We start from the raw sequence: 12103 nt of genomic DNA on the forward strand, positions 1-12103 counted from the left end.
GTACAACTGGATTCGACCGCACCAATTTAATGGTGGGCTGCCACCGGCTCAGGCCGAGAAAAAACTTAACGCAGTGTCCGGGATTAGTTGACCACTACATCTGTCGCTGTAAGTGAGGTACGTGTGGCGGTCAGTACATTACTGATAGTGCCGGTGGTGGGTGTGCTGCTAGGTGTTCAGATGTTTAACTCCGTCGCGACATGATCTACCCCGAACAGGTCGGTGCCGATGAGTGTGTTTGGGACAACTTGAACCCGCCCCATGCCAATACGCAGCAGGAAGATCAAAGCTCAAGGCCGGTTATCGGTACATACCTTGCACCCACCTCCTCATCTTGATGAGCTGCTCCGGGAGATTGACAAGAAATTCAGCCTGAACAAAAAGCCCTGCAGTGTTTATCTGCAGGGCTTTTCTCATTTTCGGTAGAAGGCTGTATCGGTGAATTGACTCAAACTACTCATAGTTCTGAAACAACTCATAGTCCTCCATTACATCGTCCGTCACCGTCCTTGCGCGATGCCCACGCCCCGAGGGCTGCACGACAAACGTAATCGAGTCTTCCAACCGCACGTCGCCATTCTTGTAGTCCTGGCCGATGACATAGGTTTTGGAAAATGGGCTCAAGGCTGACGCAAGTCTCTCGATCATCAACTCACGCTCGCCCAGCTCATCCTCATCAAGCTCCAGCATGGCTGCCATGATTGCGCAGTCGATCATTGTGCCCGTCATCCAGTCACAACTTGAGCCATAACCGGCACACCAGCGAATTAAGGTCCCTTCCATAAAGACCTCCATCGTTGTTGTATCTTGGCCAACGTAACAGGAGCCAAGCATCAGCCCCGTTATATTGCAGTCTCGTGAGCGCTCACCCACCGCGAAAATCAACTCATCAACCGCTGTTCCCGCAATTTTCCGTTGATAACCGTGGGCCGCAATGTAGACCAGCGTATTGTCTGCACGCGAACGAGCCAGACACTCCAGCGCTTTATTGAAGCTGCGCTTGTCATAAAAATTGGCGTGATACACCTCAGTATCACCGGCATATTTGGCAATACCTTCCACGAAGGGTAGAACACTGGTCCGATTGGCATCGTGTTCATCCATTTCCCAAGGGCATTCAAGGACCAGAATGGCGCGTGTCGAACGATGCAGCTTCTTGGATACTTGTTTCAACGTTTCAAATTCCGGAAAACTATTGGAGGCATACGCACCTGATTACTTGAATGAACAGTTGCCTGGTCAATAATCCAGGCGAATTGTTCTCAGATAGACAGCGCTTGAATCCTTTGCAGGGCCGCTTGTTCTTCTTTCGCTTGCAGAGCGACACACACTTGCATATTCACTTCCACGAATTTTTCCCAGGAGAACTGGCTGGCGTAATTCATCGTGTATTGCCTGTCCACCCGGCAGATGTCCGGGCGCTCATCGTAAATACCGCACCCCTTGAGAGCGGAATCGTAATGCATGCATGTGCCGTCTCCCCGATTCAGAAACCGGGTTTCAGCAGCCATATGCACATGCTGGCAGCACAAACCACATTGATTACAAGGGAAGACTGAAGTGGGCATGGTCAGACTCTGTGTTTCGAAGTTGCACTGTACTGAACAGCGCCACGTTGGGTAGCTGCCCGCGCTATATGCGGGCAACGTCTTATTACGCGGCAGGCGTATCCAGCGTCTCTTTTTGACCACTGGCAACAGCAGCAACGTCTTCGATACGCTTTTGCGTGGCCAAAATCAGATTGCCGTCTTTATCCAGAATCGCAGTGTCGATCATGGCTTTGAGCAGTTGAACCAGCTTGACTGAGCGGAAAACGACGCTCTTGCTTTCAACCGTGAATGCCTGGTAATCGACACCGTGGCTATCAATAACTCTCCTCAAATCACCCACGCTGCGACGCAACTGTGAACTGGTCGTAGAGAAAGTGCCGTTTGCCAGAGAGGTCACTTGCTCTATAGCTCTGAGCTTGCTTGCCATCAGGTCGGCTTGATCTCGGATGGTAACGGCCTGTTCCATATTGCTACGGGCGGTATTCAAGGCTTCTTCACCTTTGTTGCCCAGCACATGGCCGAAAATAGCCAGCGCCGGACCGGCGACGATACCACCCAGCACCATCATGCCTCCTGCCATCCCCCAACCACCGGCAGCCAAGGAACCACCGCCCAGCCACGCCAGCGTGGCGTTGGTGGCTGCAACGCCACTCAACGATGAGATGGCCGTGCCCGTACTGGCAGTAGCCAGCAGCATCGTGCCGTTATAGGCACCAAACGCAAGCGCTGCTCCACCACCTACGCCCGTCCCCAAACCCAGACCGGCGTCTTTGAGTGCTTGATAGTCTTGGCGCAGACCGGCAAGTGCCTTGTTGGTAAAGTCCCCGGCCGTCAGCTTGTCCAGCTCAGGGCTCTGGGACAGTTCGACGTTTTTCAGACGTTCAAATGTTTCAATAAAATCAACAATTACGCCGTTGAAAGCACGCAACTTGCGCTGGCCATAATCTTCCAGCGTGGTGTTAGTTGCCTGGCGCTGCTGTTCGACTTTCTGGTTGGCTGAATTGACTAAGGAAGTGGCGTCATTATTGACGTCTTTGGCAGTACTGTGGTCCATCGCTCCACTAACGCCTTTAGTGGCACCGTACAAAGCGGCCGCGGCGGCAACACCACCAATGATGAAGGGAATAGGCATGGTCTTGCTCCTTACTCGAGAATGATGGAAATGGTTTTATTGACTTCGCGATTGAGCGTTTCTGCACGCTCCAGCAGATCATCGAAAATGAAGTCGTCCAATTGGTGGTGTTGCTGAAATGCCTTAAGCAGAGCCCACTCGATATTGGAGATATTCCCATCACGCAAGGCAATCAGCAGCAATTCGAACAGTACGACCTTTGGCGTGGCCGGCAGCTCGAACTTCTGCTCCTTGAGCAACTCTTTCAACACCACAGTTGCCGCGTGTACCCGACCTTCAGGTCTCTTGATTTTGATCAATGGAAAGCTTTTCAGCGCTTCAATAAGTCTTGACTCAACATCAACACGCGACGGGACCGTCGACGCCGCGGATGAAGATGAGAACATGGATGAAAAAACAGACGACGAAACAGAAACGGAGGCCGTCGAGCGACTGCCAGCAGACTGTTCGAGCTCCATGATCATGTCGCGTTCTGAATCACCCTGTTGAATGGACAGTGCGTTCAGATCAGTGTTGACAGTGAACTCCTCTGGTGTTTGCCCGTCCCAAAGTAGTGGTTTGTCCGCAAGGGCCATCAGCTTCGCCAGGTCAACCAGATGGTGTTTGTCCGCAGGGGACAGTAGTTTGATCAGCATAAAATTTATCGTCCTTTTACCAATTTAAGTGTCTAGGCAAACTGAATAATCAGAGCGTCAGCGAACTGTCACTGCTCATGAAGTCGTTGAACTCATCTATTGAATGAAACTGCAACTGCTTGCCCAACAAGGTGGCGTATTGATTGATAGCAGCGGCAAAAACATCAGCACTGTTGGCATCCGCGGCATTCACTATCGAGAACAGGTGAAGTGTTTCTCGTTGCAATTGGGGGATTTCACGGCGGGTAAAGTCATCCAGTTGCGCTTGCTCATGAGCTATTCGGTCGCGCGCTGCGGCTTCAATGACTCGGGTGCGTGCCAGTTGTTCGCGGGAAAGTTCTGCCCCCCGTGCCGCGTCCAATGCGCTTTGGTAAAACAGCGATGACAGCGTGTAGCCGATCATTGCGCCAATGGCAGCACCGACAAAGGGGACAGGAATAGCCAACTGGCCAAGAGCAGCCATCATGCTGCTGGACAGCATGCCGGCGCCCTTCTCACCCACCTCGCTCAGCAATTGCGCTTCGCTGATCTCGCCCGTGACATAACGGGTGATCGAGCTGGCCAGTGACAAACAGATATTGACCGCTAGCGCAGGGGCTGAGGTGCCTGCGAGCGCACGCAGTGTCTGGTTGCCCGATTGTTGCAGACTGCCTTTGATCGCAGCGCCAACAAACGCGGTGCCATAGCCAAGCGCCCCTGCCTTCAGCGTATCGACAGCCAAGTCCTGAGCCGCTTCACACACGTCTTTCTGACCCTGTGCAGTCGCCAGCAGGTTTTGTAACAGCGAAATGCTGCCACCAATCACCGCCCCGTATCTGGCCCCCTGCAGCCCGGCACGATGGCTGGTGCGGGCAATGTCCATCGCAGTGGCCATCTTTGGGTGTTTGCGGTAGAAAATCGCCTCCTCGGTGGTGAGGCCGCTATCGCCAAGGTTTTCTGCCAATTGCTCATAACGTTCTGCTTCAAGGCGCAGCTTTTTGGCGATATCGGCTTTCCCCAGGTCTTCAACCGTGTCTGCCTGTTCGCGCAACTGTTGCGCCTTGTCGCGACAATAGGTTTGAGCACCAACGAACTGCTCTGAGGGCAGCTCGAGCGTGACATCACGATAGCGGGCGAACTCTCCATCCTCTTTCGCTATTTTGGCGAACAGCTGGTTACGGTCACCGACGAATTTCATCTGTGTTTGTGTGCCCTGGATAATTTCCCCATCCACAAGCTGCACCCGATCCACCACGTTGTGGTTCTTGCCATACTCCGGCAGGTCGTCGCTGCGTGAAACACGGACTTTTGAGCCGTCAATAATGGATTGCGCATTGTCGCGGCTGGTGGCCGCAACTTCAGCGCTATAGCCCGCCTGCTGCTTGATGTTCTGCTGAGCATACTTGGGGTCGGGATTGACCTTGTGCTTGGCAATGCCAGCCAGGCCCTTGGCAAATTTCTGCCCGGTTTCATTATCGATGCCACTGTAGCCTTTGAGGTATTCGGCATTGGCACTGCCAAAACGGCTGACGACTTCACTCGTGGAAAGCGAAACGGCCGTGCGGACACTATCTCGCGCAATTTCGTCCCTGTTGTTTTCCTCAGGTTTTGCGGAGTCGTCGAGCATCATAAGGCTTCCTCGCAGGCACTTGCGCAGTGCAGTTCGGGCTGTGAATACAGCGCTTGTGTTTTGGTTAACTTCACCCGGATTTCATCTACCCAACGCTGCGGCTCATACAGCTTCAGGCTCTCTCCCAAGCCAAATACCCACCAGAGCGTCTCCTGATCGTTCGGTACGCGCGCACTCAAGCGCTGCCAGTCGCTGCCAGGCAATGGCTTTAAAGTTTGTTCCGCACCAAGCGGTGTTTCGCTCAAAAGCCAGGCGATTTGGGGCGATATGTCAGCAACCAGATGTACAGGCTCGACCGGACCGGCGTTGTTGAAACCACCGCTGTTAACGTACTGGTCTATCTCGAAAGCAGACTGCTCACGGATTGGTGCATCCCGGCAAGTTGCTTGCTGAATACGATGCAGGGCGAACTGGCGAAAGTCTGAATAGCCCTCAACAGTACCAATCAGGTAGCTCACGGAATGGCGCGAGATCAGGCCTGCGGGATGGATTCGAAAGGTCTTGTTTTCGCCTTTGCTGCGACTGAGGTAAACCATCTCCAGTTGCCGAGCTTCCAACAATGCAGTGGCCACCTGAGACCAGATACCGGCCTCCACTTCGGCAGGCTGCAGGGCCTTGCCGTTAGGTACCGCACGCACGCAATTGACCCAGCGCGCCAATTTATTGTGCTCCAGCCCTTGAAGTTGCCTTTGCGCCAGATCGAAATGAGGCGCAAGGAGGTTGAGCACGCTAGGCGGCAGCAACTTGCTCAGGTGGCTTTGAGCAAGAGCAAAAGCCAGCGCTGTTGGCGTATCCAGTGCAGGGAAATCAAACCTCGGGGTGTCCTTCGGGAAGCTCCACTGATAAGGGCGCTGACTCTCGTCACACAGCAGGGGGAAGTCAAGGGCCAGACGGCCACTCAGATCACGTTGCAGGGTTCGCCGATCAATATTGAACTCTTCAGCCTTGAGCTTTTGTTGCAGCTCAATCGTCGAAATGCTCTTGGGTGCTCGCGGGATGAGGCGTAACAGGGCCAGGTGCCTGAATAGCCTGTCTTTGGGATCTGACATGGGAGTATTGGACTCGAATCGGCCTTGATCTTATGGTCCGCTGGCGTCAAGTTGCTGGCGGACATTCCGGTGGTGGCTTTTTAGCACCATATAGTATTAAAAAGCCATTATTGATTGGCCATCACCTCATGTCTGACCGACGTTGCATGTCGGACGGTTGCGGAATTTTTCCCGGTCCAGCTCCTTTTCCAACTCTTTGATCGCCTGGCTTTTTCTCATCATTACAGCGCCTACCACAAGGCCGATTGCAAAGCAGACCAACTCTTTCATGGTGACTCTCCTGGCACACTGATTGGGGCGTTGAAGTGCATCCTCCACCAGCCATGCGACATTCTGTGTCGCTACAAAACATTGATATCACCTTGAAAAAACCTACCCGAAAGAAGCCCCTCCTGCTGTCGGGATCCCAGGGAATCCAACGCTGATCAAACAGGTGGTTTCCAACCCTTCAGAGCATCTCTTGAAGATGACTTGAATTGCTCGCACCTGACGATTACCCCTGTAGTAGCCCCCCTCCAGAAGGCGCTACGCCGGGGGCATGCATTCTCTGATCGTTTATTTTCTGATTGCCCTCCCCCCTGCCCATAAGTCAGGATCCCGCACTTTTGAATGAAAGGAGCAAACGTGGAGCGTCTATTCGTTTATGGAACCCTGGGCCCGGGCGGGCCGAATGAGCATGTGATGTCCAACATCGGTGGCACATGGGAGCCCGCCTCGCTAAAAGGTCGCCTGGTGCAAGCCGGTTGGGGAGCTGAAATGGGCTTTGCGGGGTTGGTGATTGCTGAAGATGGCGATGATATTCCCGGCCACGTGTTCTGCTCCGGGAACTTCCCTGCGCACTGGCCCGCTCTCGACGATTTCGAAGGGGGGGAATATCAACGCGTCCTCACCCAGGTAACGCTGGGCAATGGCTCGCTGATTGATGCTTTTGTCTATGCCCTGCGCTAGTGCCATGACCGAGATCACATTCAGGCAGCCAACGCTCAAGGATGCCGAGCGTTGTTACCAGATAGAGACCACCGCCTATGAAGGCGATGAAGCCGCTACGCTGGAGAAAATCCGCACCCGGATTGCCCGTTACCCCCAGGGTTTCCTCATCCTCGAGCAGGGTGACGAGATAGTGGGCTTCATCAATAGCGGTTGCGCCCACAACGTCGTCATGTCGGACGAAGAATTCAAAGAGCTGATTGGCCACGACCCATTGGCGCCCAATGTGGTGATCATGTCCGTCGTTGTATCGCCTGAACACCAGGGCAAGGGCTTTTCAACGCTGCTGATGCGCAGGTTTGTCGAGCAGATGCAGCGTCTGGGCAAAAAAACCATCCACCTGATGTGCAAAGAACAGCATGTGGCGCTGTATGCAAAGCTGGGCTATCAGTACGTTCAGCCCTCGCCGTCCGACCATGGCGGCATGTCCTGGCACGAAATGGTCATGGATATTTGATTGCCTTGCCGAGCGTTCGCAGCCGGACTGCTGAACGGGTTACAACACCCGGGCCCTGCTCCAGCCGGCCCGGCGGCGGACAAATGCGCAACCGGGCAACGTTTCATGTTCAGCGCCCAGCATTCAGTCATGCCGGGGCGCACTGAGCCTGCGGACGATAAAATCGACAAAGGCACTCAGCTTGGGCAGCGCCTTTTTTGACCGTGGATACACCATCTGCACCGGCTTGGATGCCGGAGCCCAGGCATCCATGATGGTCACCAGCTCGCCTTTTGCCAGGGCGGCTGCCACCAGAAAATCCGGCTGCATCAGAATGCCGCCCCCCGCAATGGCGGCCTGAAGCAGGACCTGACCGTCATTGCTTTTAAGCACCGCATGCTCGGGCCAGGGCATTTTTTCAGTACCCTGTTCCAGGGGCCAGGCGAAGCGGTTGTTCCAGGAGGTATGGGTCAGGATCCGATGTTTATAAAGTTCTTCCGGCGTGTGCGGCGCTGGCCACTGTTGCAGATACTTTGGCGCAGCACAGATCACCATCCGGTACGGCGGCAACGGTTTTGACTCAAGGTTGACCTCAATCAGCTCCGAGATCCTGAAACCCAGATCAAAAGAGCTTTCGTAGAGGTCCACCACTTCGTTGCTCAGGATCAACTCGACCTGTATGTCCGGATAAAGCTGCATGAACTCGCTCACCAGCGGCCCCACCAGCGACACCCCAAGGGTCATTGGCGCTGTCAGGCGCAGCAGCCCGCTCGGCTTGCCGGTGGACGCTTGCACCCGGCTGAAGGCGTACTTGACCTGCTCCAGTGCGGCCTTGGACTCTTCATAAAAGAGCCGCCCCTCTCCCGTCACCGACTGGCGGCGCGTGGTTCTGTGTATCAATGTGCTGTTCAGCGTTTTTTCAAGGCTCTGGATATGGCGCCCCACCATTACCGCCGACATGCCCACCTGTACTGCCGCGTCGGCAAAGCTGCCGGCCTCCACCACGGCTACAAAAACTTCCATTTGCCTGAGCTTGCTCATAAAGACACCTTCTGGCCCTGCAAAAATCAACGAATAACCACAAGCCAGGCTCCAGCCTCTTTACCCGGCAGCCGGGTAGCCTATTACGAACCCGGGGTTCCACAAGTACGAACCTTTACTGCATTTATCGTCGGCCACTTTATCCCTACAGTTGCGGCCAATAAAACTGAGTGACGAGGTCTGAGCAAATGCACACCGTACTGGACAAGGCGCTGAATACTTTCGGCCGGGCCGACCTGTTGCAGGGCAGCACCCCGATTCAACGGGCCGCGCGTATTGAGCAGCATCTGGGCCTGGACCGGCTGGGGGTCCAGCTCTTTCTCAAGCGCGATGATCACATGCTTATCGGCGGCGGCGGCAACAAGCTGCGCAAGCTGGAGTTCCACCTGGGCGCAGCCCTGCAGGACAACGTCGATACCCTCATCACCGTCGGTGGCCTCCAGTCCAATCACGCTCGCCTGACGGCCGCCGTTTGCGCCCGCCTCGGCATCGCCTGTGAGTTGATCCTGACCCGCTCGGTGCCCAAGACCGACGCCGACTACGAACTCAACGGCAATGTGTTGCTCGACCATCTGTTCGGTGCCCGCCTGCACGTGCTGCCCCCAGGGGCGGATGCCATGGCACAGGCCGGCATCCGGGCTGGTGAACTGCGCAGCGCGGGGAGAAACGTATTGGTGATTCCAACGGGGGGATCCACCCCATTGGGCAGCCTGGGTTACGCACGCTGTGCGGCGGAGGTTGTACGGCAGGAGGAAGAGCTCGACCTGCAATTCACCGAAGTCATCGTCCCCAATGGCAGTGCCGGCACCCATGCCGGGCTTGCCGCCGGCTTCGAACTGCTGGGGCGCGGCGCGGCAACGGTCAGGTCCTGGTCAGTACTGTCGGACCGCGATGCCAGCGCCACCAGAACCCTGCAACTGACCCGGCAAACGCTGGCCCTGCTGGGCAGTTCAGTCGGCCTGCAACCGGCCGCGATCAATATTGACGGCAGCCAGTTGGGCGACGGTTACGGGCTGCCGACCCCGGCCATGCTTGAAGCGGTGCACCTGATGGCGCGCTGTGAAGGCTTGCTGATCGATCCGGTGTACTCGGGCAAGGCCTTTGCCGGGCTGCTGAGCGACTTTCGACAAGCACGCTACCGTCCGGGTGACAGCGTGCTTTTCATCATGACCGGCGGGACACCGGGCCTGTATGCCTACAGGGATACATTCGTCACGCACTGACCTTGCCTGCTTGCCCACCACCCCACAAAGCAAATGATAAACATTCCCGATGCTGATACGATTCAGCGCTGTCGGCCAGTCTGAAACGTGCGAGCTAGACGTTTCAACGACGTATTGGCGAGCGGAGCAGCCAGAACCCCGTCCCTTGCGTCGTCCGGCCACCGGCAGCGAATTCAGTTATCTGCCGTCATAGGTGTGGAGTGTTAAGGATGTTGCAAAGGAAGCATGGTTTAAAACGGGCAGGCGCTGTCCCGCTAGGGCTGGTGATCAGTTGCACGGTGCTGGCAAGCGAAGTTGCCCCCCTGCAACTGCCGAGTGTGCAGGTCGAGGGAGTGCAGTTTGCCGGTGACAGTACCGAGTACCGCGCGGGCTATAGCTCCACCGCTGACAAAACTGAAACGCCCTTTCTCCAGCAGTCGCAAACGGTCGATACGGTGACCCGCCAGCAGCTCAAGGATCAAGCACCGCAAACCCTCGAAGACGTGATCAAGTTCATGCCGGGTGTGGTAGTCAGCAACAGCTTTGGCGGCACCCAGGACAGTTTTATCAAGCGCGGTTTCGGCAACTCTGACGATGGTGGCGTGCTGCGCGATGGCGTGCGCATGCCCATCGGCCGCAGCTTCCAGGGTGTCACCACCGAGCGGGTGGAGATGCTCAAAGGGCCCGCGTCGTTGCTGTACGGGATGCAGGAACCGGGCGGCGTGATCAATGTGATCACCAAAAAGCCGCAGTACCAGTGGAGCAGCACCCTGGGCGGCACTCTGAGTGATCAGGGCGGCGGCAATGGCTGGTTCGACGTCACAGGCCCGCTGGCGGACAGTGGCTTCGCGTTCCGTCTGATCGGGCAAAACCGCGACGAAGATTACTGGCGCAACTTTGGCCAGAACAAATCCAAACTGATTGCACCCTCGCTGTCATACGAGTCGGACGACCTGTCATTTCTCGCCGCCTATGAATACAACGACTACAGCAATACCCTGGACCGGGGTGCGGTGTTTTACAACGGGCATCACGTGGGCAGCCGCGACAAGCGCCTGGACGAAAAGTGGACCCGTGCCCAAGGCCAGCGCCAGTCGCTCAACACCACCACCGAATACCGCCTCGACCCCGGCTCGCGGGTGCGCCTGACCACAGGCTGGGTGTATGACCATTACAACGACTACCAGGCCGACCCCAGCGAGTACCGCCCCGCTACCGGTGAGCTGACCCGGCGCTTTCGCCGCAATGTGGGGGCCAACCGCGAGAATGCGTACCTGTCCCTGGACTGGATCGGCAACAAGACCTGGTACGGCATCGACCACGATCTGGTCACGGGCGTCGACTATGAAACCCGTCGCGAAGCCAACGGCGATTTCCTTCAGAGCCGCAATGTCGGCGGCTTTTACCCGGCCGACCCGCAGTACGGCCTGCTGCCCCCGGTGGGCACCGTCAACCCGTCAAACACCAACGGCAAAAGCCATGTCAAAGGCCAGGCGCTGTACGTGAAAGACAATATCCACCTGGGCGAAAAATGGATTCTGGCGCCCGGGCTGCGCTACCAGCACTACAGGATTGATTCCGGTGCAGGCCTGGACTTCAAGGAAACCACCGATGAGGGCGAATCCAAGCTCCTGCCCTTCCTGGGGCTGGTGTATCAGGTACGTGATGACCTTTCGCTCTATGGCAACTACAGCCAGTCGTTCGCCCCCAACGAGATGGACACCGGCACCACCTTTGAAGGCACGTACAAGTCCGAGACCGGCCGCCAGTACGAGGCGGGGCTCAAGTATGACAACGGTGACTGGACCAGCCAGCTGGCGGTGTACGACATTCTGAAAAAGAACGTGCAGCAGAACACCGGCGAACTCGACGCCTTCGGCAATATGGTGCAGCGCCTGGCGGGTGAAGTGCAGTCACGCGGCCTGGAGTGGAGCATGACCGGCCGCCTGAACGCGCAATGGAGCATGATCGCCAACTACGCCTACACCGATGCCCGGATCAAGAAAGACACCGAGCAAACCGAAGGCAACCGCCTGTTTAACGTGGCGCGCCATGTGGGCGGGGCCTACCTCACCTACGAAGTCCCGGCCGATATCTTTGCCGGCCGCTTGCGCCTGGGCTCCGGTGCCCGCTATGTGGGCAAGCGCGCAGGGGATCTCAATAACTCATTCGAGTTGCCGTCCTATACCACGGTGGACGCATTCGCTTCCTGGAAGACCAGCCACCTGCTGGGCCGGGAAACCTCGCTGCAACTCAATGCCGGCAACCTGACCGACCGCAGCTATTTTGTGGCTTCGGGCGGCAACACCCGACGAGTGAGCTGGGGGGAAGGACGCACACTTCGACTGACGGGCGAAGTCAGCTTCTAGGGGCAGTTCCCGTTTCATTGCGAGCCGCGTCGCAGGGCGGCGTTGCTCGCAGCTTGTTTGGACCCTGCACTGTGAAAGGCAGGCGCCATGCTG

The 12103-nt window shown here is 56.5% G+C and carries 12 protein-coding genes; 4 read left to right on the plus strand and 8 right to left on the minus strand.

What is annotated here, in order from left to right; translation table 11 throughout:
* Nucleotides 1-453: 453 nt before the first annotated feature.
* The 7 genes from ACZRMS_RS24370 to ACZRMS_RS24400 all read right to left on the minus strand — a co-directional run bounded on the left by ACZRMS_RS24370 (nt 454) and on the right by ACZRMS_RS24400 (nt 6245).
* The gene (locus tag ACZRMS_RS24370) at nt 454-1173 is read right to left on the minus strand and encodes a hypothetical protein (protein ID WP_463997392.1); all 720 of its coding nucleotides are present in this window, start codon (nt 1171-1173) and stop codon (nt 454-456) included.
* A gap of 89 nt (nt 1174-1262) precedes the next feature.
* Nucleotides 1263-1568 (minus strand): YkgJ family cysteine cluster protein, encoded by a 306-nt coding sequence (locus tag ACZRMS_RS24375; protein WP_463997393.1) that lies wholly within the window; start codon nt 1566-1568, stop codon nt 1263-1265.
* Between the two features lie 85 nt (nt 1569-1653).
* Nucleotides 1654-2682: a hypothetical protein gene (locus tag ACZRMS_RS24380; protein ID WP_463997394.1), complete on the minus strand. Its 1029-nt coding sequence runs from the start codon at nt 2680-2682 to the stop codon at nt 1654-1656.
* Nucleotides 2683-2693: 11 nt separating this feature from the next.
* Nucleotides 2694-3317 (minus strand): hypothetical protein, encoded by a 624-nt coding sequence (locus ACZRMS_RS24385; protein WP_463997395.1) that lies wholly within the window; start codon nt 3315-3317, stop codon nt 2694-2696.
* Between the two features lie 49 nt (nt 3318-3366).
* Nucleotides 3367-4923 (minus strand): hypothetical protein, encoded by a 1557-nt coding sequence (locus ACZRMS_RS24390; RefSeq protein WP_463997396.1) that lies wholly within the window; start codon nt 4921-4923, stop codon nt 3367-3369.
* Nucleotides 4923-5654, minus strand: a complete 732-nt coding sequence (locus ACZRMS_RS24395) for a helix-turn-helix transcriptional regulator (protein ID WP_463997397.1) — start codon at nt 5652-5654, stop codon at nt 4923-4925. The genes ACZRMS_RS24390 and ACZRMS_RS24395 overlap by 1 nt, the downstream gene beginning before the upstream one ends.
* Nucleotides 5655-6101: 447 nt before the next feature.
* The gene (locus ACZRMS_RS24400; RefSeq protein ID WP_463997398.1) at nt 6102-6245 is read right to left on the minus strand and encodes a hypothetical protein; all 144 of its coding nucleotides are present in this window, start codon (nt 6243-6245) and stop codon (nt 6102-6104) included.
* Nucleotides 6246-6599: 354 nt separating this feature from the next.
* On the opposite strand from ACZRMS_RS24400, the gene ACZRMS_RS24405 reads away from it, so the two are divergent.
* Nucleotides 6600-6923, plus strand: coding sequence for a gamma-glutamylcyclotransferase family protein (locus ACZRMS_RS24405; protein WP_463997399.1), 324 nt, complete (start codon nt 6600-6602; stop codon nt 6921-6923).
* Nucleotides 6924-6927: 4 nt separating this feature from the next.
* Entirely contained in the window at nt 6928-7419 is a 492-nt protein-coding gene (locus ACZRMS_RS24410; protein WP_463997400.1) for a GNAT family N-acetyltransferase, read from the plus strand.
* 123 nt (nt 7420-7542) lie between these two features.
* Here the strand turns inward: ACZRMS_RS24410 and ACZRMS_RS24415 are convergent, their stop codons facing one another.
* Nucleotides 7543-8439 carry a LysR family transcriptional regulator gene (locus ACZRMS_RS24415; RefSeq protein ID WP_463997401.1) on the minus strand — a complete coding sequence of 299 codons (897 nt, stop codon included), beginning with the start codon at nt 8437-8439 and terminating at the stop codon, nt 7543-7545.
* A gap of 188 nt (nt 8440-8627) precedes the next feature.
* Between ACZRMS_RS24415 and ACZRMS_RS24420 the strand changes: the two genes are divergently transcribed.
* Both ACZRMS_RS24420 and ACZRMS_RS24425 read left to right on the plus strand, forming a co-directional pair.
* Nucleotides 8628-9662 (plus strand): D-cysteine desulfhydrase family protein, encoded by a 1035-nt coding sequence (locus ACZRMS_RS24420; RefSeq protein ID WP_463997402.1) that lies wholly within the window; start codon nt 8628-8630, stop codon nt 9660-9662.
* Between the two features lie 209 nt (nt 9663-9871).
* On the plus strand, nt 9872-12010 hold the full coding sequence (locus ACZRMS_RS24425) for a TonB-dependent siderophore receptor (RefSeq protein WP_463997403.1): 2139 nt from the start codon (nt 9872-9874) through the stop codon (nt 12008-12010).
* Nucleotides 12011-12103: the final 93 nt, after the last annotated feature.

This window comes from Pseudomonas sp. B424 (assembly GCF_055408345.1).